This is a genomic window from Bacillus thuringiensis, from assembly GCF_001182785.1.
GTDB classification, from domain to species: Bacteria; Bacillota; Bacilli; order Bacillales; family Bacillaceae_G; genus Bacillus_A; species Bacillus_A thuringiensis_S.
Map to the genome: position 1 here is coordinate 312,350 of NZ_CP012101.1, position 25,230 is coordinate 337,579.

The window sequence follows — 25,230 nt, forward strand, 5'->3', positions numbered from 1 at the left end:
GGATAATATTATGAATGGAGGAGAGAATATGAATCAAAATAACCAAAATGAAATTGAAATTCTAGATACAGCATCCAATGATCTAAGCCAATCAAGTGGATACCCAAGATACCCATTGGCTAAAGATTCAAAGGTTCCATTTGAAAATTCAAATTATAAAGATTGGCTAGCTAATTGTGAAAAATCCAATGCAGACCCATTGTTAACCGAAGAAGATTTAAGGACTGCACTTTTTACAAGTATTAATATTACGACCTCGCTTTTGAATTATCTGGGTCTTGGACCTATCGCGACAGGGGTTAATATACTAGGTAGCATATTTGGTTTTTTATGGCCAAATCCTAACGAGTTGAATTGGGTGAATCTTATACGTGTCGTTGAATCCCTTATCGCTCGAGAAATAACCCAACTTGTAATAGGCAATGCCACGTCCAAATTGGAAGGTTTGCAATCAGTTGTGTCGATATATTATACAGCATTTAACCATTGGAACGAAAGTGAAGCAAGTCGTCTTGATGACAAGCTTAAAGAGCGGGTAAGATTAACTTTTGGTAATGTGGATTCTGCTTTAGCGGAAGCTATGCCTCAATTTAGACAAGAACATTATGAACAACAACTGCTACTTGTATATGCACAAGCTGCAAATATGCATCTACTTGTATTGAGAGATGCTGTTATTCATGGAGAAGCTTGGGGATATAGTTCAGTTACAGTGGACGGTTTTTATAATAGACAGGTAAGTCTGATTGATGCATACACAGAACATTGTATGTCCTTTTATAGACAAGGTTTGCAGGATTTAAGAAACAGAGGGAACTGGAATGCGTTCAACAATTATCGTAGAAACATGACTATTGCTTTATTAGACATCATTTCGTTATTTTCAAATTATGATGGCCGTGTGTATCGTACAAGCACACCAATGCAACTTACAAGAGAGGTATATACAGAACCAATTTCTAATAATAATTGGGGGAACCTTGGTTTGACTGCGGCACAATTTCAACAAGTAGAAAACGATCTTATTCGGCCACCTTCATTGTTTTCTATTTTCAATGGAGCGACAATGGAAGCCGCACAATTATTTGTTGGAGGTTCAGGTCCTGTACACACTATCCAAAGATTTTATATTAGAAGTCGAACTAGTGGCCCTAATTCGGGGCATTCTACAAGTCCGTGGATCGGTCGTCTTAACTTTCCTACTCCATCGCAAACTTTTAATTTGGACTTGAATACTAATGAAGAAATTTTTCGGATCAGTTCAATAGCCTCTACTTATAGTACGGGATCAGGATTTGGCAACCTTATATCTGGGCTTAATCAAGTGCTTTTCTTTTCAACCCTAGGCTTATTTGATACTAGAGTAACAGATTTTAATCTAGATACTCCTTTTAGGATTGTTGAAAAAGAATCTCATTTACCGGGAAGAACAAACACTGTCCGCCCAGGCCCTATGGATTATTCTCACAGATTATCTTGGATCTCAGCTACTAGTGCAGGATTACTATCATCATCTTCTATGGTCCCAGCATATGGATGGACGCATATTAGCGCAGAGAGAACGAATCAACTTCTACCAGATAGAATTACACAATTCCCAGCTGTAAAATCATTGGCTTTAGGGGGGACTGGTTCGACAGTTGCTCGTGTAATAAGTGGCCCTGGTCATACTGGAGGAGCACTCATAGCTATGAGTGGACATAGTGCATTGGAGATGCGTTTTAACTCTCCATCTCGTCAAAAATATCATATACGTATACGTTTTGTGAATGACTTTAATGATGTTAATTGTCGAATAGATTCCATCACCATTCCCATAAATTCTGTGCCTTTCGTTATGCCGGGTAGTAGAGCTTCGGTCAACCCAAATTTATCAGTTCGTGATTTTCGCTATGTAACTGTTCCTGGAGAATTTGAGGTACCTTCTACTTCTTATGGTCATGACTTGCTCCTAGAGACGTTAAATGCCACAGGAACATGTCTAATTGACAAAATCGAATTTATCCCAGTTAATTCAACAACTTTAGAATATGAAGGAAAACAAAATCTAGAAAAAGCAAAGAAAGCGGTAGACAATTTGTTTACCAATAATGGAAGAGAGGCTTTAAAAGTAGATACGATGGATTATGATGTGGATCAAGCTGCAAATCTAGTAGAATGTGTGCCAGAGGAACTGTACACAAAAGAAAAAATGATCTTACTTGATGAAGTGAAACATGCCAAACAACTCAGTGCATCTCGTAATCTAATTCAAAATGGAAACTTTGAATTTTATACGGATGAATGGACGACAAGTAATAATGTAAGTATTCAAGCGGATAATCCGATATTCAAAGGGAACTATCTCAAAATGCCAGGGGCGAGAGAGACAGGGGGAGATACAACTAGGTTTCCAACGTATGTACTCCAAAAAATAGATGAATCAAAATTAAAACCCTATACACGCTATAAAGCCAGAGGCTTTGTCGGAAGTAGTCATAATGTGAGGTTAATTGTGGAACGTTATGGCAAAGAAGTGGATGTAATCCTAAATGTAAGAAATGATTTAGCCCTTAATACGGTAGCTCCTTTCCGTATTGAAGTTAATCAATGTCAGTCGCAAACTTATCCTATCATCCGGGATGGATGTCTCACGAATGTAATAGATACAAATTATTATGAAGGGGCTCAGTCCGGTCATGCTAACTTCAAAAAAGAACATGGAATGTGCCATCAGTCTCATCAATTTGATTTTCACATTGATACAGGGGAAGTACACCTCAACAAGAATCCAGGTATTTGGGTTCTGTTTAAAATTTCTTCGCCAGAAGGACACGCAACCTTAGATAACATTGAGTTAATTGAAGATGGTCCATTAGTAGGAGAATCGCTAACCCTCGTGAAGAAACGAGAAAAGAAATGGAAAAATGAGATGGGAACAAGATGGCTCCAAACAAAAGAAGTGTACGAAAAGGCAAAAGGGGAAATTGATGCCTTATTTACAGATGCACAAGATCAATATTTAAAATTCGACACAAACCTCTCTCACATTATTTCAGCAGAGCATCTTGTACAATCCACCCCTTATGTATATAACAAATGGTTATCAGATATGCCGGGTATGAATTATGACATCTATACAGAATTAGAACGTCGTATTACGCAGGCATACTCTTTATATGAACGTAGAAATATCATTAAAAATGGAGACTTTGATCATGATTTAAATCATTGGCACGCGACACCTCATGCGAAAGTGCAGCAAATAGATGGTACAGCTGTATTAGTGATTCCAAACTGGAGTTCCAATGTGTCTCAAAATGTATGTTTGGAGAACAATCGTGGTTATGTATTGCGTGTAACAGCGAAAAAAGAAGACATGGGCAAAGGGTATGTAACTATTAGTGATTGCAATGGAAATCAGGAAACACTTACGTTCACTTCTTGTGCTAATTATGTATCAAACGAAATCACAAATGAACAATCGGAGTATCCTTTCAGTCAAGAGATGAATGAACAACGTTGTTATAATCCAAATGAAACCATAAACGGGCAAAGAAATTATGTAACAAGAACTATTGATTTCTTCCCAGATACAGATCAAGTACGCATTGATATTGGAGAAACCGAAGGTATTTTCAAAGTAGAAAGTGTAGAATTGATTTGTATGAAGAGCCAATAAATAAAAAGTATTACTTTAAGTATAGATAAATGGTTCTGGTGCAAAAATAGTGGGATATGAAAGAAGAGTAAAAGATTCCTAGCGGAATTGAACGTTATGCTGTTAAACCAAAGAGTTCATTGATAAGATATATCTGCCTTTGGACGGTTCTGGTGCAAAGAATGAACAGAGATTACATAAGACATGGCTTCCTAACGGAATCAGCTCTTATACGTTCAATCCAAACAAGTGCTGGATAAATATATTCTGATTTTTGACAGGCTGCTCCCTTAATTTGAGTTGTCCTTTTTTGACCATATGCATGGCCTCTATTCCAGCAATCATTTTTGTAGCGGTTCGTAATGATTTTAATCCAAGCATGTTCCAGATTCGTTTTTTGATAAACCGATGGTCTTGCTCAATCATATTATTTAAATATTTTTTCACTCGAAGTGGCATACCATGTGGTATGCTTTTTTCATTTTTTAATTCCCGTATCGCAAAGGGATAGGCTTTATCACCATCCACAGTTATTACACGAGGTTTTGTGACATGATAAGAAGCCAATGTTTTCTTTAGAAAACGCTTGGCAGCCTGCGCATCTCGTTTATTACTCAAATAAAAATCAAGCGTGCCTCCCTTGGAATCAACAGCACGGTATAAGTACATGTTTTCACCTTTGATTTTGATATATGTTTCATCTACTCTCCAGGAATCATTTGTTCGTTTCAAATGTTTTCGAATACGCTCATTTAATTCAGGTCCATATTGATGAACCCATCGCATAATCGTTGTATGAACCAAGGATAATCCTCTTTCTTCGAACATTTCCACTAAATCACGAAGACTGAGGTTGTACCGTAGGTACCAACGTACCGCTAATACAATGATATCAGGCTGATAATGTTTCCATTTGAATATATTTTCTTTTTCCATACTGATCACACCTCTTTTTAAGTAGTAGTACCAGTATGGCCAAGTTTGAAAGAACATTTTCAAACCGTTTAGCTTTTTTGCACCAGAACCAATAAATCTAACATTGGTGATAGGTATAACTTCTCCTCAAATAAATTAAACTCCGTAATATCTGTAACCCACTTCTCATTTGGTTTTTCAAATTGGAAGTTGCGATTTAAAATATTCGGCGCAATTTTCCCAACTGTCCCTTTGTAAGAGCGATATTTTTTTATACGAACCAGACATTTTAACCCTAATTCTTTCATAGGACGATACACCTTTTTATGATTCACTTTGTGCCCACGATTCATCAGTTCATCGCGAATACGACGATACCCATAACACCCACTATGTTCATCATAAATAGCTTGAATCCGTTCTTTTAACTCCGCATTTGAATCAGGACGATTGAACCGTTTGATCCAGTAATAGTACGTACTACGTGGAATGTTTGCGAGTTGAAGTAACTCTTTGACAGGAAATTCATGCCTTAACTCATAGATTACTTGGGCTGTGTCTTGCTTGGTGATTGTTTCTTGTTTTGAACTAAGGCATTCAACTTTTTTAAATATGCATTTTCCATACGTAAACGCTCATTTTCCGCTTGTAGTGCTTCTATTGAGTCCTCTACTACTGGTTTTATTTTTTATCTTTCATGGTTGGACGCCCCTTTTTCTTTGAATGTAGGGAATCTAATCCTCCTGTTTCATAAGCTATTTTCCATTTCCGAAGTGTTTCATAAGACGGATTATTGAAAAGTATCGCTGTTTCTCTGATAGATGTCCCGTGTTCATTCATATAATTAAGTACGTCTAGTTTATACTGGGTAGAGTAGGATGTATAGCGTTTTTTAAAAGCATTTTCACCTGAAGATTCATATCGTCTAATCCACTCACGAAGTAAGCTAGGAGTAACTTCTATAGATTTAGCAATTGTTTTTCCGCTTTCTGTACCATCTAAATATCGTTTCATTGCTTGGATTTTCTCTGTTGAAGAAAATTTAGCCATAAAAAGTGCCCCCCAATTGTTAGACTGTGTCTAACAATTGGGGGGCACTTCACTTTTAGTAGACATTCGTTTATTTTTCAAAATATATGCACTCGTCCATACCCTTCTATAGCTATAACATATCTTATTATTAACAGTCCAAGCAATAAAATTTCACTTTTCCTGGGCTAGCTCAAAGACAACCTGCTGTACACATACCCCTATACGATTTCATTTGGATATGGATATTTTTATGGTCACAATTTTTTCTTGAAAAAATTGCGTGTGAAAAGACTAGGGAAAGTAAGATATAAACATATTGTTTAGGGGGAATATAGACATGACAATAACCATTACAGATTTAGGAGTACTATCAGGTGGTATGAATAGTTTTGCGAATGATTTAACAAATGCAAGTTTAAATCAAGTGAAAATTATTGGATCTATTGAAGATAGTTCAGGCGCTAAGGTTGCTGTTTTATGGAATAGCATCTCATCAGCACCTATAACTTTAGGAACACTAGGTGGATTTAATAGTTATGCTTATGGAATTAATAATGCTCCAACACCTCTGATTGTAGGAGCATCCGAAATAGGTGGTTCCCCTGGGTTAAGAGCTTTCGTCTATAATGGTACGATGACGCAATTACCAAGTTTAAATGACGGTTTACTAGGTGAAAAAGAAGCTATTGCTATCAGTGTGAATTTATCAGGGGAAATCGTAGGGTATGCTGAAAATGGAAATACAGAAGATACACATGCTGTTTTATGGACACCCACAGGATTATTAGGGGCTTATGTGATTCACGATTTAGGAACATTAGGAACAGGATTCAATAGTCTAGCAAATGATATTAATGAGTCTAGAACAATTGTCGGGGCATCAGAAACAGGAAATGGAAATATAGAAGCTTTTGTTAGACAAACAAATACTAATAGCCCATTAGTATCTCTCGTTGGTGGATTAAATAGTACAGCTGAGGCAATTACGATTTCAGGTACAACAACGTATGTTGTTGGGCAGTCAGAAACAGCTACAGGAAGTGCGCATGCTGTGGTATGGAAGGCGCCTAGTGGTACAACATTTGGATTGCCGACTGATTTAGGAGCACTTTCTGGTGGATTAAAAAGTACAGCTATTGATATTGCAAGTGTTGGGGGGACAGCTACAGCCGTTGGAGGATCACAAATAAGTACGGGAGCTGTTCATGCTGTCAAATTTACAGGGTTTTAATTCTATGACTTACTTATTTAGGGGTGAAGGTGATATGTATGTTTAGTAGTAATACTGGTTCAATTAGTGATCTTGGTCTTTATCCTGGTGGTGTTTGGGATCCTCTTGGGCTTGCTGACTCTTTCTAGTTCAAATGATAGACGCATCGAACAAAAAGTTTATACTAAAAATAAATAAACAAGTTTGGGGTATTTTATGGAAAAGAAAGTGCGGTTACGAAGTTTTTTAACACATAAAAAATAAGATGATTACAGTTAAATATTAGGGGTACGGCCGAGATAGATGTAATTTTGAGTCATAAGCCTACTTTTATCTCTAAACGCAATCAAATAGGGGGTTTCTCTATGATTTTTGAACTTATTACTATACAATTGAAACGAAGTGTTTTCAGTAGTTAATTAATGGATGCTTAAGGTTAACCCACAATAGGAAAATTACTAAATAAACATAAAAGAAAAAATCCTTTAATGAATGTCTTAGTTATATTGGGGGGGAGTGCTTTCTTACGTTTGCACCCTTTAATAAGGAAAAGCATATATTGAAGTAGAGGACAGGCTTTCACTCGCTTGCATCTCATTTTAATACTCACTGAAAACGCCTATCACATTCAGAGTATCTACTGACGTGGATGCTCTTTTTTCACGCATTAAGGTAGACAAACACATACTGCTTGTAACTCATTAACTGTAACTACTTTAACTTTCGTTATTGAGGCTACTCGCAATCCCTTAAAGAGCGCTCGCGGAAACGTGTGCTCTTTTTAATTAAATAAAATAGGCACATTTTTTAGGAAGTATCATTACACTGTAAAGAACAATATTAGAGTGATACAACTATATAAAGATAGAAAGAACCCTAGGAGATGAATAGTATCCCATGAAAGTTGAACATGATAGACCGCCTTGGGGTATATAAAGGATTTTAATATAGCGTTGGTCTATTTAGAAGGGAAATCATAAATGAGACAGTTACATATTAAGTGTAAATTTGAACTACCTGGATATTTATTTGAGGGGGATAATAAATAATGGAATTAACATTAGACGGATTAGAACGTTGTTTTAATATGGCAACAAGTGAGAATGCAGAATATATAGCTGTACAGATTGCAATGGATGGATTCCCTAGTGATGAATTAATTATCAATGATAAGCATAATATTGATAATAAGTTAGAGTATTATAAGAAAACGTACAATGATGATTTAAAACATAGATACGCTCCGGGTATTCGAATTGTAGGATATGCATATGGATATTCGTTTTCAGAGATTCTAATTGAATTAGGATTATTAACGGATTGATGATTCAACTGATAACAATTATCGTATACGCTGTCGTGATCTGGGTGGCGTCTTATTTGTTATTAAGGAAAGATAAGTGCAAACATGTTGCATGTATCAAAACAAACTCAATAAAAACCAAATATTATAAAAAGGAATAAAAACCATCTAATGTAACACGTAATGTGCTTTGTTACATTAGATTCAAGGAAATAAACGCTGTTACATCAACATTTTTATCTATTTTTAAAACAACTACCATATTTTATGCAACATATTGTATAATGAAGATATATCTAATGTAACATAACGTATGGAGGGGAAAGGAATGAAGTTTGTGCAACCAATTCGAGATAAGAAAAAATTAGAAGAAGTGAAAGACGTTTTACGTCGTTAATCTTATCGTGATTTATTTTTATTTGAAATGGGAACCAATACAGGTCTAAGAATTAGTGACTTATTGAAACTGCATGTGAATGATGTGAAAGAAAGAACTCACATTGTTATAAAAGAACAGAAGACCGGAAAAGATAAGCGTTTTATTATCAATACAGCGTTAAGAGAAAAATAAACGAAACGGATTGTTTATTTGCTTCTAAAAAGACAAAAAAGCCTATCACTAGAATTCAAGCTTATCGAATCATGAATACCGCTGCTGAAAAAGTAGGGCTTGATGAAATTGGAACGCATACTCTTAGAAAAACTTTTGGATACCATTATTATCAGAAGACAAAAGATGTAGTAATGCTACAAAAGATCTTTAATCATTCTGCTCCGTCTATTACATTGCGTTATATAGGAATCCAACAAGATGAGATTGATAAGTCATTAGAAGATTTCAGTTTATAAATTAGAAACAATAAAAGTAGCGAATCCGCTACTTTTTTATTTTAAAAAAGAACCTGCAAATCTGCAGATTCTCCTGACAATGATTTATATAAGTGAGACTCGAAAATGAATTCGAGGGCGTTTGTTAATTCACGCTGTTCTATAATCATTGTTTCTAATATTCTTTTTTATATCTAAACATCCTATAAACATAATTGTTATCAATACTAATTTAATCCAATGAAATTCTTGATGGAACATTAGTCCATAGAAGAACTCACAAGCGTATATTAGCCCAATTATGGAGAATAGCCAAATTATAGATTTCAAATTTTTTAAATGATATTTGTAATTGTTGATTTTTTTCACATATGTATCAGTTCCTTTTAGTATGAGTTATTTATAATACCACATTTAAATTAATAGATTAACAATAAAATACAAAGCAATTAGCGTGAGGTGGTGAAGATGGAAGAAGATAATATAAAAGTTCCTACGTGCGCAGTTTGTAATGAGTCTTGTATGTGGACATTAAAAATGCCATTAACTATTACTCATTTTGATAATACATATATCCGTGAAGCAAATACGGATAATGCTCATATATGCATTGAGTGTTTAGAGAAGGAAGTGCAAACAATTGGATAAGGGGTCAGGTGTTATGTAATTATGGCCAGACAACGAAGTCCAGACCGTAACAAAGCGTATGAAATATTTAAAGAACATAACGGAGATATTACGAATCGTAAGATTTCCGAGTTATTGTCTACATCCGAAAAAACTGTAAGTGAAAAAACGGTTGGTGGATGGAAATCCAAAGATGGATGGATAGAGCATGTGGTAGCTAGGATTGACAATAAAACGTAATTGATTTCATTATCTTTGTAGTAATGTAGTAACTGTTTTACTTCCTCATATGATAACTCCCGTTTAGGTTCATGTTGTTTATTTACAATTGTACTTAGTATTTCAACATGTAGAGGATCCTGAATATGTTGAATTTCATATAGCCACTTCAAATAAGAACAGATTACAACAAATTTTCTACTAATTGTAGAAGCTTTGTGTTTTTCTTTTAATTAATAGGAAATTGCCTCCTGGGATAACCACTTTTGATAGTTTCTGATTTGTCGCACTCTATACCATGTTAGTAAAAAGTATAATGTAAGCACATATTAATTAGAAGAATGGTTGGAAGATGGGGAGTTAACTGCCACTATACAAGAACATCGTAACCGTGAAATGAAATTTTTTAAAGAAGAAGAGTTACATCAAATTTTACATCGATTTAATCAAGTAAATGCAATATATACATACTCTCAAAAGTATAATACGATTTTGTACCAAAGATATATATAAGGTAATACAATAGTAAGGGTCATTTCGATTCCTAAGCGTTGGGATATTATGCTAATTGATGAATTTGGAAGTGAATTCACCTTGAAAGAAGCCAAAAATTTAGGATTCGTATCGGCATACGATTTATCTGATAACCCACGTAGCCACCATCAAAGATTTGTTAAATTTCGAATACCTAAATCCGATTAATTACGTAGCAGCTCGTTTCAATTGATTGACTTAATCCTTCAGTACGTTTCATCAATAAATTTGAAGTTTTGGAAGAAGAAGGTTTTTGGTATTTCAACATACGTCAATCTCTTATTGAATTACCTATGGGGATGCAGTTGGAATGAATTGAAAGCACAATTCCCTATTTAATAGAAGGAAAATTAGTAAAGCGTGTGAATAATAGCGTGTATTTAGATAGTAGCATCCTGAAAAAAAGTTACAATGTCTATCAAAGAGTATCAAGCAATCAATAAAATAGTCGAAAAAGCTAACAGTACTATTGAAGAATTCATTGCATCAGCTATTCGCGAAAAGATTCATAATTATCAGAGGTCACATAATTAAACTGTATATATAATCATTAAAAATTTTTATTAAAGGAGACTATTATATGGGAGGTGGCAGATTGGATGAAAAATAATAAGTGGAAAGTGGTTTTCCCAGAAGAAAAAGTATCTATTATGAAACATCATAACTGGGCATTTAGCACGTGACAAGGGATGGATTAAAAAATGCAATGCTGGTGCATGTATAGCAATTGATGAGGCTATTGCCCCTGGTATTTTAGAAGCTAAGGGGCTTGATTGAACTATCTAAGCTTACAAAACAATTAAGATATCATGAAAGTAGTTTGTGTAAACGGTTAAGTCAATTTGGCTTGTAAATAATAAGTTAAATGTTGTCATATGGATAAGAAATGGGAGCATTAATGACCTTCTTATAAGAATCACCTGAGAGATTAACAGGGCTTGCAGATAATACTGTAGGATGCGCGCGCACCTGTAGAATTTATCAAACGAAATTGAAATGAATAAAACATGAGAGCAGTTGCGAAAAAAGACAATCGAACGCTTACAGGAGCAAAGTTGTAAATGACTGGCAGATGTAGAAGAATGTTATGTCAAGCAATACGAGAACAAAAGAGAGTGTATCAAACTAGAAAAAATATAGTGAAAAAAACTCAAAAAATACAATCGACTTTAAACAAATGTTTGATTAAGAAAGTACATTTTTTTTTTTATTTTAACAGTATTGACTATTATTTGTTTGTTCTTCTTACCATAAAAAAGTACCTAACATCATTGACGTTAGGTACTTTACCGATACTTTCTTGGGATTTCGAAAGTAGGTTTATTTTACCATAATTATGCTCTATGTTACAATGTTTTTTGGTTCTATATACTTAAAACGTGTTATGCTTACATATATACAGTTTATGTGTGTAAAATGGTTGCTTTACTAGTCGTCCATTCAGGAAAAAAAGGCCCGTTCTGATATTAGAACGGGCCTTTTTTTAGTAATTCATTTTTTACTTGATTTATATTTGCACTTATCTAATCAATCAGGTTTCGAATCGTTTTAACAGATACCTCGCCCGGAATTTGAATGCCAAATTCCTATTCAAGATTTATCATTAATTCAACAATATCTTAATCCAATAGGCCTAAAGCGTTCTGTAAAGGAGTTTGTTCATTAATCAAAGGTTAATGAATATTTGGGAAAATGAAAGGGATCTCCTTATTTTTGTATTAAAGAGACCTCTTCCAGAATGTGTGAATTATTTGTAAAGCTTATGTTATGATATGCAATAGACCTTATGAGTGGTTTATATTTTTTCACAAACATGCTGATTCTTATTCATAATTGTTAACTGTTTTATCCTTAATTACATGTACAGCCAGAGTTATGCCCTTGGTTACATGTGCAACCGGAATGCTGGTCATCATTGTTAGTATAATTTTGATTATACATACTACTAGAGTCTTGGCTATAGTTGTTTGTATACCCTTGGTGATACACATCGCTCGTATTTTGATTATAATTTCCATTATAACTTTGCTCATACATATTACCCGTGTACGGGTTATTATTGCTAGCATATCCTTGCATACAAATCAACTCGATGCTATCTATATAAAACGTACCTTCGGTTTCTCCCATCTCTATTCGTACACGATCACTTTCTGGGAATACCTCTACTGTTTTTGTCATATATCCTTCTTCACAAGAAGTGAACTTCAGTGTTTCCTGATTTCCATTACAATCCATCATCGTTACATACCCTTTTCCAGGTCCTTCTTTTTTGGCAATCACACGTAGCACATATCCATGATGGTCTTGGACATGCAAGTTTTGAGATACCCCCGCACTCCAATTTGATAGAACTAATACAGAAGCGCCATTCATCTGTTGTACCGTTGCCTTCCCTGCTGCGTGCCATCCCGTTAACCCCTGTGTAAAGTCACCATTTGTTATGATATTCCGTGCATCATATAAATAGCGTGCTTGCATGATACGTGCGTTTAACCCTTGATATCCATCATAGTTCATACCTGGAGCACTCGGTAACCAAGCATGGTATACATAGGGAATCGCCTGTATCAGTCGATCAGCGTTTTGAATATGATCTAAAGTAATATGATAGTGTAACTCTTGTTCATTTGTAAATAATGCATCTACAGCCTGTTTTGCAGGATCGTAGGCTTGTTGTGTTTTCCAACGTTTTTTCTCCATGTGTTGCTTCCATTTCTTTTCCTTATGTTTCACATGTGCCAATGCGTCGCCTGTTAGTGGTCCTTCTTCAATGACTTCTAGATTCCCTACTGTAGCGTATCCATCTGGATTAGAAATTTTAAATAAAACATCAATACCTACGTTTGTATTTGTACCTACTTCTCCGGTGTCAATATGAAAATCAAATGGATGACGATCGTGACACATAACATGTTTTTTATCTGAACTTAACGGGCATGCATACATATCAAGAGCATATCCAGCTGTTGGTGTAGGATGCACTTGGTTCACCAAAAACTGGGACGATGATTCACAGCGATAATCTCCACATGAAGGGTTAAGCTGCATATGTGCCAAATCATTTGGAACATTCATAATGGCATCAATTTCTTTCTCATAGCGTGTTACCACTAATTTTAGATCTTTACTACTTCCCACAAACCCTCTTACTCGATAACGTGTATAGGGTTTTAACTTGGACTCCTCTATTTTTTGATAGAGATAAGTTGGAAATAGGGTTCCATCAATATCTCTTGCCCCAAACATTTTTAAATAATTCCCCTTAAAAATAGGATTATCCGCCTGGATTGAAATATTATCACTTGTTGTCCAGCCATTTGATGAATCTTCAAAATCTCCATTATAGAGTAAATTTCGTGACTGACTGAGTTGTTTTGCCTGTTTTACCTCATCCCATAACATCATTTTTTCCTGTGAATTTTGTTCATCTGACATACATTCTATCGAAATGGCCGCTTGATCTATTTGATAATCTGTCGTTTCTATTTTTAACGTATTTTTCGTACTACTTGTAAACATAGGACTCACAACCTTTTCTATTTTTTTTAATTTGTAAATAGATTATCCACCACTGCTTGTGCGGTTTCTAAATTTTGTTCCTCAGTATAATCTAATACCGATTGAGTTATCGGAATAAATTCAATTCTGTCAATAATTAATTGATCATTTGAAGACGGATTTAGTTGTCGAATATTTATAGTTACTATTGTATTTTGAGGTGAATTCATTGTAATAATTTGATTATACTCTTTATATTTAAACTCCTCGTATTTTAAATCTGTTGGTATTATATTATTAGTTCTTGAAAATGTACGTTCTGTACCAAATGTTATACCTATTGGATTCCCACCCTGTAATGTATATGATAGACTCACTGTAAATGCATTATTTGCAGCATAACGCATGCGTATACCATAACGTCTGGAAGTTTCAGTAAAGCTACCTGTTTTACATTGGATTTGCATTGTACCGGCTTGAGTACCATTGTTTAGAAGAGCAACTAAATCTCCTCCTGTATGCCCCGGACCTTTAATTACTCTAGCTGGTGCATTTAATAAACTAGATTTTACAGCTGGAACTTGTGTGACATTATCTGTGAGTATTTGATTATTAGGGTTAACACCTTTATGTGTCCAAGCAAATGAAACCCTTGCCTGGTGACCTCCTATAATATCAGTTTTTATATAACTTAAAATATTATTATAATCTTGTACAGTTGGTTGATTAGGTGGTCTGTTCGCATCTGATGAGAATCCAAAAAATGTGGTTCTTAAATTAGCAGGAACTGGCGTTATATTTGAATTATAAGATGCATTAGTGCCATCAATTTTGTAGAAATCCATTTTTGTAACTTGATTAGGGACTGCTGTAGTATCTGTGATAGAAGTTCTATAAACATTAGAATTAAGCGGAATTTGATGAGTAAGTACTGTGCCAAAAGTAGGACTTCCATAAATTCCACTATCTTCTATTTCAGAAGAATTTGTATATGAAAAACCAATTCTATTAGCAGATAAGTATCTTGTATCTGGGTACATATTATAATTAAAGGTCCAGAAATCTAATCTCTTTGGCCAAGTGAATAAATGAGGACCTCTTGTAAGTGATTCCTCCATTGCTTCTACTGTTTTACTAGGAGAAGATTCTGTTAGTGCTGTATAAATTTCTCTTGTAAGTTCTGTATTTGATAGTTTTTTTACATTTTTTTCATCTGCAGGATATCTATGCGTATCATAACTTGGAAATAATGCAATTAAATCTAGTACTGTCAAAGTCATATCCCTACGATATTGATTGAAAGCTACCCAACCTTTTGATTTTTGTGCATTTAAATTTAAATTGTACGTTTTTATACAATGAGCCGTATAATCTGTTGTAAATTTCACTTGTTCATTATGATAAGCTTGCAGAGTCTTTGAATCAAAACCTAATTTCTCCCCATAAATTGATATATCGCGCAATAGTAGTAAGTGCAGACTCGCGGCATTTGCGTATGAAGGTAGTAATATGGATTCATAACCCTGTATCGTGAAATCACTAATAATTTTTGTCGTAAATAGAAGGTGAAGAGTACTCATCTGTGCTCGTATTTCATCAGCAAGGCCGGCATACGGCTTTACAGGCGATTTCCATTGCTCAAGAAATCTGTTATATACACCTAAAGCTGCGTAGAGTGACATTACATTAGCAGTTGCTTGCCCTATTACTCTATCAACGTCTCTATTATCTATTAGATTTGCTGTATGTCTTATCAATCCTGCCCAAACTCTTGTATCTGCCTCTTGTCCTGCAATTTTTGGCCAATACGTATCCGCCAAGGAACTTAAAATGTCTCCAACTACAGGGACAAATCCAAGAAGTTTTGAAATCGCAGCCCCAACAATAGAAACCATTTGTTCATCAGTTAAAAACAATCCTTCCGCATTTCCTTCACACATAGCTAACCAATCTTTATAGTTCGTATTTTTCATTGAACCTTGTCGATTATTTGCTAGTGGGTACCTTGGATAACTATTCGTCATGTTAGAATAGCTTGGTGAAGCATCCAATATCTCATATTCATTTGTATTTTGATATGAATTCATCTTTTTCACTCCTTATATGGTCCTTATTCTTAAGACACCTAACAAGTATATGCCAGGTGTCTTGTTATATATTCGTAATGCCTATATGTATTCCTGTAACAATGTTTCACCAAATATCCCCATTATATTTAGTGAGGTATTGATTGGTTCTGTTGCAAAGTTTGAAAAAAGTATAAAAAGGTTGGTAAGTCAGGATCAATGTTTAGGAAGTAGCTAGTAATTGTTGAAGTTCATTGTACGTTGAAAAGGCGGAGTCTGTTTGAAGACTTCGCCTCTGTTTATATAAAGCATGAATGGTTTCGATGCCTTTGATTGTACGTGAAGCATGATGAAGATTTTGAAATCTTGCAGATTTAACAAAACGTCGCTTGATATGTCTATGGTCCTGTTCGATGAGATTATTCAAATATTTAATGGTGCAATGTTTTGTATGCACATAAAAATCGTTCTTTTTCAATTTTTTGAGCGCACAAAGTAGGGCAGGAGCCTTGTCTGTTGTGAGAACCATCGGTTCTCCAAAATCTTTCACTAATCTTTTCATAAACATATAAGCAGCTTGATGATCCCTTGTTTTACGAAGTTGAATATCCAAGGTGTACCCTTCTCGATCAATCGCACGATAAAGATAACAGCATTCTCCTTTGACTTTTATATAGGTCTCATCCAATTTCCAAGATAGTTGTACGCTTTTATTTTTCTTCTTCCACATTTGATAGATTAGGTGACCATATTCATGAACCCAGCGCATAATAGTTGTTGGATGAACGGAAACACCACGTTCGTTCAAAATTTCAGAGACATCACGATAGCTTAAAGAAAAACGACAATAGTAGCCGACGGCTACCAAAATAATATCCTTTTTGAATTGTTTCCCTTTAAAATATCCCATGCATCTTGCTCCCCGAATCATTTTTTCTACAGTTTAGCTTAGCTCAAAAAACTTTGCAGCAGAACCTAAAACACCTATTTTCCCGTGAAAAATTCAAAAAAAGACTGCTCAGATTGATTTTTAAAGAAAGAAGACGAGCAAGAGAATGCATTGCTATATACCTGTTTAAGTGGAAACATATATATATAATTTCACGTATCGTAATGTTTAATAACTAATAATCACAAACCATTTTCAAGGGTTGCGTCCGCTCTTCCGTATCCGCTACAATAGAGATAGAATACACACAAAGAAAGGTGACTCACTCTATGAATCAACCTTTAGTAAATTTACGAGTCGATTTTGCTTTCAAGCAATTATTTGGTGTACAAGGACAAGAGGAATTACTGATTTCTTTTTTAAATGCAATCTTGCATGAATCCTTATCTACACCAATTGTGTCTTTAAAAATTGAAGACCCACATTTGCATAAAGAATATGAAGAAGATAAATTATCCATACTAGATATATTAGCTACACTTCAAGATGAAACCAAGGTGAACGTGGAAATCCAGTTGCGAAATACACAAGAGATAGTAAAACGTTCCCTGTATTATTGGAGTAAATTGTATACATCTCAATTAGAGCAAGGGATGCCCTATCGTTCTTTACGGAAAACGATTGCGATTAATCTATTAGATTTTGATCTCTTTCCTCAATATGATGACATGCATACAGTCGGACAATTTTGGAGTCAACAACACAAGGAAGTGTTACTCGAAGATTTGGAAATCCATTTCATTGAAATTCCGAAATTGCTACAGCAATGGAGAGAAGAAAAAATTAATCCGTGGGAAAATGAATTCGCTCGTTGGTTACTTTTACTACCAGCGCATGAAGATGAACATTTAACCCACACGTTGGAGGATATAGCCATGAAACAAGATCCAATGTTACAGAAGGCAATCCACAAATGGGAAAATATGAGTCAGAGTAGCTCTTTCCGTCTCGCATATGAAGCACGTGAAAAAGTGTTATTTGATGAACAAGCTAAATTAGCACATGCACGTGAGGTTGGTATAGAAGAAGGTATGGAAAAAGGAAAACAAGTAGGGAAAGAAGAAGGGCTTCAAGAGGGTATAGAAAAAGGGAAAATCCAACTTATCCGAGGTATGCATAAAAATGGCATGGATATCGAAGATATTGCGAAGTTTACGAATATGGAACTGTCGGAAATACGCCATATTTTAGACAAGTAAAGTGTACCGTACACTTTTTAACAAGGTTAGATGATTCTTTAGGGCCATCTGAACCTGAAGAACTAATATCGAAAAATAAAACGAGTATTCAGAAAACATAGACCGAATGAATCCAGTTATGTTATAATTAGCGTAACCGATATACTGTACTACCTTTTGCTCCCTGATTTGTATAACAAGTCAGGGAGCTTTTCGTATGCTTCATGTTCTACGATTCTGTTTTCAGCAGATTCTCATATAAAAGTAATATATTGAAAGTACTGGGGTTTTCGGTATGTAACGACTATTATTTCTCCATCACAAAAGATTCAATTGTTACATTTTTAAAGATAAACTTATATTATTTTAGTATGTCATAAAAAGTGATTCTTTTCAAATTATTCTCCATGTGAATATTGATTTGCATATTCTACATAACGCTTTACTGTTAGATGAGAAAGGAATCCTGTTCTTTTTATGACTTCCTCTGTAGACATATTTCTTTCTAGACAGCTTAGAATATAGGTATTCCGTAAGTGCTGTGCTGAAATTCCTTTTCTCAGTTGCGCTCTGGCTACTTCTAATCGAATCATCTTTTGTACAGCAATGGCTGTTAGTGTTTTCAGAGCATCATTGTCATACACCCAACGAAATGTCCCTCGTTTAAAATCAAATGCAACCAATAACGGATCTGTACTGTGATATCTAGGACGAACTGGTTCAGGTATCGTTTTATAGTACGTAAATAAACGTATTTTATCCTCTTCCTTTAACATGATCCTTCTCTCTGTCCCTTTGTTATGTAAAACAGTAATCATGTTCTTTCCAAAGTGCACCTGTTGCATCTGTAACGATACGAGTTCTTGTAGTGTGATCCCATAATCCAAAAGAAGTGATAGGATGGATACATTTCGATCTATGAGAAGCGGTCGAACGGAAAGTTGTTCTTCTGACAATCCTTCAGAAGAAGAAAGAATGTTTTTCAGCTTTTTCTCTTCTTCCTTCGTAATAAAGTCCTCCTTGCGTAGGGCCCGATTCGGTGGAGTGATTCCTTGCATTTCTACAATAGGACTTGCAATATCCAAGAACTGATACAATTTCTTTAACATGACTGCAATGCGATGAATGGTCCTCTCTCCATACTTTCGTTTGTATGTGAGTTCTTGAAAATAGGCTTCAAAATCCTCTTTATCTATCTTGTTCCATAAGTTCTTTTCTTGAAAACGATTCGAGGTTTGCAGCCATCTTCCAAAGTCCTCAATATCATAGACATATCGTTTAATTGTGGATGCTTTTCTTCCACGACTAGCTAAAAAGAAAGAAAAATTTTGTAAGGTATCCTCAAATTCTTTTCTATTCATGTACCTATCACCTCACTTTTTCTGTACAATTTTCATTTCAGCTTAGCTGGGTATTTCCAATCTCGCTTATTTTGTTTATCAGGTTTTGTTTTTGGCTTCTTTCGCTCTATTTTGTTCTTCACCTGATTTTGATGTTCTAATGTATCTAACTTTGTTTGCATTTTCTCCATCTGTTCTTTTACTTCTTTAAGTTCCAACTTGATTTCTGATAACAACCTTAAAATTGCATCACCTTTATTCATAAAAATAACCTTCCTTTGTAGGATAAATATTTTCTCAATGTAAATAAGATTTAATTTTCAGTATTTTCAGGTATAATAAAGAAGAATAACTTTCATTATTTCCTTCTCAAAGGACGGACTATGCCAATAGAACCGTTCTTTTTTTTATGTTGATCCTTTTTATTATCTAGAAATTCATTATACTATGAATTTGAGTGACTTTCATTTCATCTTTTATCTATGGGCAGATTATTTCAATAGTCTGATCCTTTTTATTCGTAAAGGTACACTTTTACAGACGTATAGAAACATAGGGAAAACCATATCCATAAAAGTTGTATTTCTATTTTACAGATGTCTTTATTTTTTATATACCTTTACAGATATAAATAAGCTATAATTGTGTTCGAGGTGAAAGAATTGCAATATAAAAAGTTTGGATATGTACGGGTTTCCAGTAAAGACCAAAACGAAGAACGTCAGATTGAGAATATGAAGCATCTAGGAATAGAGATATTTTTATTGATAAACAATCTGGAAACAATATGAAAAGAGAAAATTATCAAATGTTAAAACGATTAGCTAGAACAGGGGATACAATTGTTTTTGATTCTTTAACGAGGCTAGGGCGTAGTATGAATGATGTACTTGAAGAATTTCGTTATTTTGAAACACAGCGTATTAATCTCCAGTTTATTAAGGAACCATTTATTAATGTAAACTATAATGGCAAAAGTACAAATGATTTCATTCAACAGGCTGTACAAAAAGCAACTCTTACCATTCTTTCTGCCTTTGCAGAAAAAGAAAGGAATGATATCAAACAACGACAAGCAGAAGGGATTGCATTAGCAAGGAAGCAAGGAAAACCTTTAGGTAGACCACCGGTACAAATTACAGATCAATTTATTGAGGCATATGAGGCATGGCAATCTGGAAATATTACAGCGGTCGGAGCGATGAGAAAATATGATATAAAGCGTTCTTCTTTTTACAAGTTAGTAAAAGAGTACGAAGCGCACGAAAAAACAAAATGTATGGTGAAAAATGAATAGTTTTGAGAAAGGATAAAATTGAGTTTCTTCCTATTTTTATAAGAAGTACATTTGGTATTTTAGCGTCATACGCCGTGCCTTGCAAAATTTGGAGAAGGCGTAATACCTGTTAAGGGGATTCCCTTGATAGGTCGGGGTTGCTATTACACATATTAAACAGGGTACATCCATGCCGCAATGTTTAAACAAGCGTTTGATTCGTCATTATTTGCACAAAAACAGAAGGATTCGCTATAAATAGCGAATCCTTCTAATTGAATGCACCTTTAATTGTTAGGCTTTGTCTAGGAATTTGTCGTCTTTTTTATATTTTAATACTTTTGCACCAGGACTAAAATAATGGTTTTATTTGTAGAAATATTTCTACAGGAATACATAGGGGCATAACGAACATGTAAATAGACATCTGGAATACACTTACTAAGTATCTTAAAAAAGAAAATACATGAGGAGTGAAAAAAATGAATTCATATGAAAATAAAAATGAATATGAAATATTGGATGCTTCACAAAACAACTCTAATATGTCTAATCGTTATCAACGGTACCCACTAGCACATAATCCACAAACTTCTATACAAACTACGAATTATAAGGATTGGCTGAAAATGTGTCAAAATCCTCATCAAAATCCCTTAGACATGGAAGGGTATGATAGTAATTCAGTCGTTGTGGTAAGTACAGGTTTGATTGTTGTTGGTACTTTAATTAGTATTTTGAGTGCGGGATTGGGATCTATACCTATAATTTATGGTACTTTATTGCCTGTTCTATGGAACGATCCAAACAATCCGCAAAAAACTTGGCATGAATTTATGAGTCATGGTGAAACACTTTTGAACCAAACAATATCAACAGTTGAGAGGAATAGAGCAGCAGCCTATTTGGAGGGATACACAACAGCAGTAAAAAAATGTGAAGAAGCATTAAATGTGTGGCTCAAAACTCCAAATCAAGCTAATGCACGAACAGTAGCAGATTTATACAAGGACACTGATTTTTTATTTTTTACAACTTTGCCCCACCTTAAACTTCGTGGCTATGAGACATTACTTCTGAGTTCTTATACACAAGCTGCAAATATGCATTTAATATTATTAAAGCAAGCTTCAAAATACGCTGATCAATGGAATGCTCAACTTTCTGTCTATGTTCAGAAAACAGCAAACGATTATTATACTGATTTAGTAAAACTGATAGGAGAATATACAGATTATTGTATTGCAACTTACAGATTAGGCTTAACTACAATTAAATCTAGAGCTACTTCATGGAACATATACAATATGTATCGTAGAGAGATGACTATTTTGGTGTTAGATCTCGTAGCTCTTTTCCCTGCACATGATATTAAAAAATATCCTAGTGGGACTAAAGTAGAGCTTACTAGAGAAATTTATACTGATGCACTTGGTGCTGTAGCGCTTCCACAAAACATTGATGCTATAGAGCAATTGGCGACCCGTGCGCCTAATTTATTTAGTTGGTTAAAGGGCTTTAAATTTATTACGACTCAGTCAACAAATAGGTATTATTTATCAGGTATTGCGAATCAATATAGCTTTACCAATTCTAATGGAGAGATATGGGGACCTATTTCTGGGAATCCTACTGGCGTATCGTCTGATTTAACCATAGATAATAATTTTTCTATTTACAAACTTTCAATATTACGTGGTTATCAACTCTCACCAGATTTTTCATTTCATAATCCAGTTCACCAAATTGATTTTTCTACAACGAATAACCAACAGGGACGAGTTCAGTCATATAAATCAGGCGGACCTACTCCTGTTAATCCGGAGACGACAGCTATTCATTTACCGATAGATTCAAAATGTACACAAAACTGTAATCCTACATTTAATAATTACAGTCATATATTATCTTACGCAAAAACTTTCACATCAAATTTAACCATTGGTACCACATCAAATATCACTTCGTTTGGTTGGACGCATAATAGTGTGGATCGTGAAAATACAATTGATTTAAATAATATTACACAGATTCCAGCTGTAAAGGCCAGTCAAGTTTATCCAGAAAACTCTGTAATTAAAGGTCCTGGTCATACAGGTGGAAATCTGGTTAGAATTGATAGTAGTGGTTATATGTCAATTGTTTGTAAATTCCCACTACAAGTAAAGGGATATCGTGTTCGTATTAGATATGCAGCAAATAATAGAGCTGAACTTTATATATCGTCAGCTGGAAATAGTCCAAGTAAAAATGTTGATCTAGACCCTACATTTTCAGGTACTAACTATGAAAGCTTAAATTATACAAATTTTAAAGATAAAGAAACTGAGTTTATAATAACAGAAGGACAGCTCGTTAAACAATCAATAATATTCTCAACCAATGGAAATGTTCTCCTGGATAAGATTGAATTTATTCCACTGGGAACGACAACCTATGAGTATGAAGAGAAGCAGAATCTAGAAAAAGCGCGAAAAGCGTTGAACGCTTTGTTTACGGATGGCACGAATGGCTATCTACAAATGGATACCACTGATTATGATATCAATCAAACTGCAAACTTAATAGAATGTGTATCAGATGAATTGTATGCAAAAGAAAAGATAGTTTTATTAGATGAAGTCAAATATGCGAAGCGGCTTAGCATATCACGTAACCTACTTTCGAAAGATTATTTAGAATTTTCAGATGTATTTGAAGAAAACGGATGGACGACAAGTGATAATATTTCAATCCAGGCGGATAATCCTATTTTTAAGGGGAATTATTTAAAAATGTTTGGGGCAAGAGATATTGATGGAACCCTATTTCCAACTTATCTCTATCAAAAAATAGAGGAGTCCAAGTTAAAACCCTATACACGTTATCGAGTAAGAGGGTTTGTGGGAAGTAGTAAAGATCTAAAATTAGTGGTAACACGCTATGAGAAAGAAATTGATGCCATTATGAATGTTCCAAATGATTTGGCACATATGCAGCTTAACCCTTCATGTGGAGATTATCGCTGTGAATCATCGTCCCAGTTTTTGGTGAACCAAGTGCATCCTACACCAACAGCTGGATATGCTCTTGATATGTATGCATGCCCGTTAAGTTCAGATAAAAAACATGTTATGTGTCACGATCGTCATCCATTTGATTTTCATATTGACACCGGAGAAGTAGGTACAAATACAAACGTAGGTATTGATGTTTTATTTAAAATTTCTAATCCAGATGGATACGCTACAGTAGGGAATCTAGAAGTCATTGAAGAAGGACCACTAACAGGCGACGCATTGGCACATGTGAAACATAAGGAAAAGAAATGGAAGCAACACATGGAGAAAAAACGTTGGAAAACACAACAAGCCTACGATCCTGCAAAACAGGCTGTAGATGCATTATTTACAAATGAACAAGAGTTACACTATCATATTACTTTAGATCATATTCAAAACGCTGATCGACTGATACAGGCGATTCCCTATGTATACCATGCTTGGTTACCGAGTGCTCCAGGTATGAACTATGATGGATATCAAGGGTTAAACGCACGTATCATGCAAGCACGCTATTTATATGATGCACGGAATATCATAACAAATGGTGACTTTACACAGGGGTTAACGGGATGGCACGCAGCAGGGAAGGCAACGGTACAACAGATGAATGGCGCTTCTGTATTAGTTCTATCAAATTGGAGTGCGGGGGTATCTCAAAACTTGCATGTCCAAGACCATCATGGATATGTGCTACGTGTGATTGCCAAAAAAGAAGGACCTGGAAAAGGGTATGTAACGATGATGGATTGTAATGGAAATCAGGAAACACTGAAGTTCACTTCTTGTGAAGAAGGATATATGACAAAAACAGTAGAGGTATTCCCAGAAAGTGATCGTGTACGAATAGAGATGGGAGAAACCGAAGGTACGTTTTATATAGATAGCATCGAGTTGATTTGTATGCAAGGATATGCTAGCAATAATAACCCGTACACGGGTAATATGTATGAGCAAAGTTATAATGGAAATTATAATCAAAATACGAGCGATGTGTATCACCAAGGGTATACAAACAACTATAGCCAAGACTCTAGTAGTATGTATAATCAAAATTATACTAACAATGATGACCAGCATTCCGGTTGCACATGTAACCAAGGGCATAACTCTGGCTGTACATGTAATTAAGGATAAAACAGTTAACAATTATGAATAAGAATCAGCATGTTTGTGAAAAAATATAAACCACTCATAAGGTCTATTGCATATCATAACATAAGCTTTACAAATAACTGACATATTCTAGAAGAGGTCTCCTTCATTCTAAAATAAGGAGATCCTTTTCGTTTTCCCAATATTGATTAATGAAAATAAGATACAATTTATGAGCATTTATTAGATTCATTCTTTACAATTTCTTTGAATAGCAAATACAAGATCGATCCAACCCATTAAAGAAAATCTTTCTTCGTTTGTTTTATTTACTTAAAAAAAATGGTCGAAAATCACATCATTATCATAAGGAAATTGTATTTGATATCTCAGGTATTGCATACGAACAACATCTATCAAAATAAAAAATGAAATATTTTTAAATTTTTAACCCGTAATGGCTATTTAATATGCCA

The 25,230-nt window shown here is 34.7% G+C and carries 14 protein-coding genes and 6 pseudogenes; 11 read left to right on the plus strand and 9 right to left on the minus strand.

Annotation, left to right across the window (positions count from 1 at the left end; genetic code table 11):
* The first annotated feature begins 10 nt into the window (after positions 1-10).
* On the plus strand, positions 11-3,661 hold the full coding sequence (locus tag AC241_RS30960) for an insecticidal delta-endotoxin Cry8Ea1 family protein (RefSeq protein ID WP_080990951.1): 3,651 nt from the start codon (positions 11-13) through the stop codon (positions 3,659-3,661).
* A 207-nt stretch (positions 3,662-3,868) separates the two neighbouring features.
* Here AC241_RS30960 and AC241_RS30965 read toward each other — a convergent pair whose 3' ends face one another.
* Both AC241_RS30965 and AC241_RS34055 read right to left on the minus strand, forming a co-directional pair.
* Positions 3,869-4,576: an IS6 family transposase gene (locus tag AC241_RS30965; RefSeq protein WP_050845583.1), complete on the minus strand. Its 708-nt coding sequence runs from the start codon at positions 4,574-4,576 to the stop codon at positions 3,869-3,871.
* A 92-nt stretch (positions 4,577-4,668) separates the two neighbouring features.
* Positions 4,669-5,605, minus strand: a pseudogene (locus tag AC241_RS34055) (IS3 family transposase); the annotation flags it as partial.
* A 319-nt stretch (positions 5,606-5,924) separates the two neighbouring features.
* Between AC241_RS34055 and AC241_RS30980 the strand changes: the two are divergent.
* The 4 genes and pseudogenes from AC241_RS30980 to AC241_RS30995 all read left to right on the plus strand — a co-directional run bounded on the left by AC241_RS30980 (position 5,925) and on the right by AC241_RS30995 (position 8,949).
* Entirely contained in the window at positions 5,925-6,818 is an 894-nt protein-coding gene (locus tag AC241_RS30980) for a hypothetical protein (protein WP_050845584.1), read from the plus strand.
* 38 nt (positions 6,819-6,856) lie between these two features.
* Complete coding sequence (locus tag AC241_RS30985; RefSeq protein ID WP_016084251.1) at positions 6,857-6,946, plus strand: chlorophyll a-b-binding protein 1; 90 nt, start codon at positions 6,857-6,859, stop codon at positions 6,944-6,946.
* Positions 6,947-7,845: 899 nt separating this feature from the next.
* Entirely contained in the window at positions 7,846-8,121 is a 276-nt protein-coding gene (locus AC241_RS30990) for a hypothetical protein (RefSeq protein WP_050845585.1), read from the plus strand.
* 307 nt (positions 8,122-8,428) lie between these two features.
* A pseudogene (locus AC241_RS30995) lies at positions 8,429-8,949 on the plus strand (site-specific integrase).
* Positions 8,950-9,078: 129 nt separating this feature from the next.
* Here AC241_RS30995 and AC241_RS35550 read toward each other — a convergent pair.
* A complete protein-coding gene (locus AC241_RS35550; protein WP_080990952.1) occupies positions 9,079-9,297 on the minus strand; it encodes a hypothetical protein in 219 nt (72 codons plus the stop codon).
* A 99-nt stretch (positions 9,298-9,396) separates the two neighbouring features.
* Here AC241_RS35550 and AC241_RS31000 point away from each other — a divergent pair, with 99 nt between their 5' ends.
* Positions 9,397-9,576, plus strand: a complete 180-nt coding sequence (locus AC241_RS31000) for a hypothetical protein (RefSeq protein WP_050845586.1) — start codon at positions 9,397-9,399, stop codon at positions 9,574-9,576.
* Positions 9,577-9,597: 21 nt separating this feature from the next.
* A pseudogene (locus AC241_RS31005) lies at positions 9,598-9,762 on the plus strand (phage terminase small subunit-related protein); the annotation flags it as partial.
* 2 nt (positions 9,763-9,764) lie between these two features.
* Here AC241_RS31005 and AC241_RS34535 read toward each other — a convergent pair.
* Positions 9,765-10,067, minus strand: a pseudogene (locus tag AC241_RS34535) (site-specific integrase); the annotation flags it as partial.
* Here AC241_RS34535 and AC241_RS31010 point away from each other — a divergent pair.
* Positions 10,063-10,842 (plus strand): annotated as a pseudogene (locus AC241_RS31010) (DNA-binding protein); the annotation flags it as partial. The pseudogenes AC241_RS34535 and AC241_RS31010 sit on opposite strands and share 5 nt — an antisense overlap.
* Before the next feature lie 1,317 nt (positions 10,843-12,159).
* On the opposite strand, the gene AC241_RS35040 reads toward AC241_RS31010, so the two are convergent.
* The 3 genes from AC241_RS35040 to AC241_RS31030 all read right to left on the minus strand — a co-directional run bounded on the left by AC241_RS35040 (position 12,160) and on the right by AC241_RS31030 (position 16,785).
* Positions 12,160-13,830 (minus strand): hypothetical protein, encoded by a 1,671-nt coding sequence (locus AC241_RS35040; RefSeq protein ID WP_050845589.1) that lies wholly within the window; start codon positions 13,828-13,830, stop codon positions 12,160-12,162.
* A 26-nt stretch (positions 13,831-13,856) separates the two neighbouring features.
* Positions 13,857-15,896: an insecticidal delta-endotoxin Cry8Ea1 family protein gene (locus tag AC241_RS35045; protein WP_050845590.1), complete on the minus strand. Its 2,040-nt coding sequence runs from the start codon at positions 15,894-15,896 to the stop codon at positions 13,857-13,859.
* Between the two features lie 202 nt (positions 15,897-16,098).
* Positions 16,099-16,785 (minus strand): IS6 family transposase, encoded by a 687-nt coding sequence (locus AC241_RS31030; RefSeq protein WP_050845591.1) that lies wholly within the window; start codon positions 16,783-16,785, stop codon positions 16,099-16,101.
* A 308-nt stretch (positions 16,786-17,093) separates the two neighbouring features.
* Between AC241_RS31030 and AC241_RS31035 the strand changes: the two genes are divergently transcribed.
* Positions 17,094-18,023 carry an Rpn family recombination-promoting nuclease/putative transposase gene (locus AC241_RS31035; RefSeq protein ID WP_050845592.1) on the plus strand — a complete coding sequence of 310 codons (930 nt, stop codon included), beginning with the start codon at positions 17,094-17,096 and terminating at the stop codon, positions 18,021-18,023.
* 377 nt (positions 18,024-18,400) lie between these two features.
* Here the strand turns inward: AC241_RS31035 and AC241_RS31040 are convergent, their stop codons facing one another.
* Together AC241_RS31040 and AC241_RS31045 are read right to left on the minus strand one after the other, a co-directional pair.
* Positions 18,401-19,363 carry a tyrosine-type recombinase/integrase gene (locus AC241_RS31040; protein WP_050845593.1) on the minus strand — a complete coding sequence of 321 codons (963 nt, stop codon included), beginning with the start codon at positions 19,361-19,363 and terminating at the stop codon, positions 18,401-18,403.
* A 32-nt stretch (positions 19,364-19,395) separates the two neighbouring features.
* Positions 19,396-19,605, minus strand: coding sequence for a hypothetical protein (locus tag AC241_RS31045; RefSeq protein ID WP_050845594.1), 210 nt, complete (start codon positions 19,603-19,605; stop codon positions 19,396-19,398).
* Between the two features lie 399 nt (positions 19,606-20,004).
* Here AC241_RS31045 and AC241_RS31050 point away from each other — a divergent pair.
* Together AC241_RS31050 and AC241_RS34070 are read left to right on the plus strand one after the other, a co-directional pair.
* A pseudogene (locus AC241_RS31050) lies at positions 20,005-20,639 on the plus strand (recombinase family protein).
* A gap of 461 nt (positions 20,640-21,100) precedes the next feature.
* Entirely contained in the window at positions 21,101-24,790 is a 3,690-nt protein-coding gene (locus AC241_RS34070; protein ID WP_080990953.1) for an insecticidal delta-endotoxin Cry8Ea1 family protein, read from the plus strand.
* The last annotated feature ends 440 nt before the right edge of the window (positions 24,791-25,230 follow it).

Bases quoted from the DNA above. Each gene is read 5' to 3' on its own strand.
- AC241_RS30960 (WP_080990951.1), top strand. From the start codon at position 11: ATGAATGGAGGAGAGAATATGAATCAAAATAACCAAAATGAAATTGAA.
- AC241_RS30965 (WP_050845583.1), bottom strand. From the start codon at position 4,576: ATGGAAAAAGAAAATATATTCAAATGGAAACATTATCAGCCTGATATC.
- AC241_RS30980 (WP_050845584.1), top strand. From the start codon at position 5,925: ATGACAATAACCATTACAGATTTAGGAGTACTATCAGGTGGTATGAAT.
- AC241_RS30985 (WP_016084251.1), top strand. From the start codon at position 6,857: ATGTTTAGTAGTAATACTGGTTCAATTAGTGATCTTGGTCTTTATCCT.
- AC241_RS30990 (WP_050845585.1), top strand. From the start codon at position 7,846: ATGGAATTAACATTAGACGGATTAGAACGTTGTTTTAATATGGCAACA.
- AC241_RS31000 (WP_050845586.1), top strand. From the start codon at position 9,397: ATGGAAGAAGATAATATAAAAGTTCCTACGTGCGCAGTTTGTAATGAG.
- AC241_RS35040 (WP_050845589.1), bottom strand. From the start codon at position 13,830: ATGTTTACAAGTAGTACGAAAAATACGTTAAAAATAGAAACGACAGAT.
- AC241_RS35045 (WP_050845590.1), bottom strand. From the start codon at position 15,896: ATGAATTCATATCAAAATACAAATGAATATGAGATATTGGATGCTTCA.
- AC241_RS31030 (WP_050845591.1), bottom strand. From the start codon at position 16,785: ATGGGATATTTTAAAGGGAAACAATTCAAAAAGGATATTATTTTGGTA.
- AC241_RS31035 (WP_050845592.1), top strand. From the start codon at position 17,094: ATGAATCAACCTTTAGTAAATTTACGAGTCGATTTTGCTTTCAAGCAA.
- AC241_RS31040 (WP_050845593.1), bottom strand. From the start codon at position 19,363: ATGAATAGAAAAGAATTTGAGGATACCTTACAAAATTTTTCTTTCTTT.
- AC241_RS31045 (WP_050845594.1), bottom strand. From the start codon at position 19,605: ATGAATAAAGGTGATGCAATTTTAAGGTTGTTATCAGAAATCAAGTTG.
- AC241_RS34070 (WP_080990953.1), top strand. From the start codon at position 21,101: ATGAATTCATATGAAAATAAAAATGAATATGAAATATTGGATGCTTCA.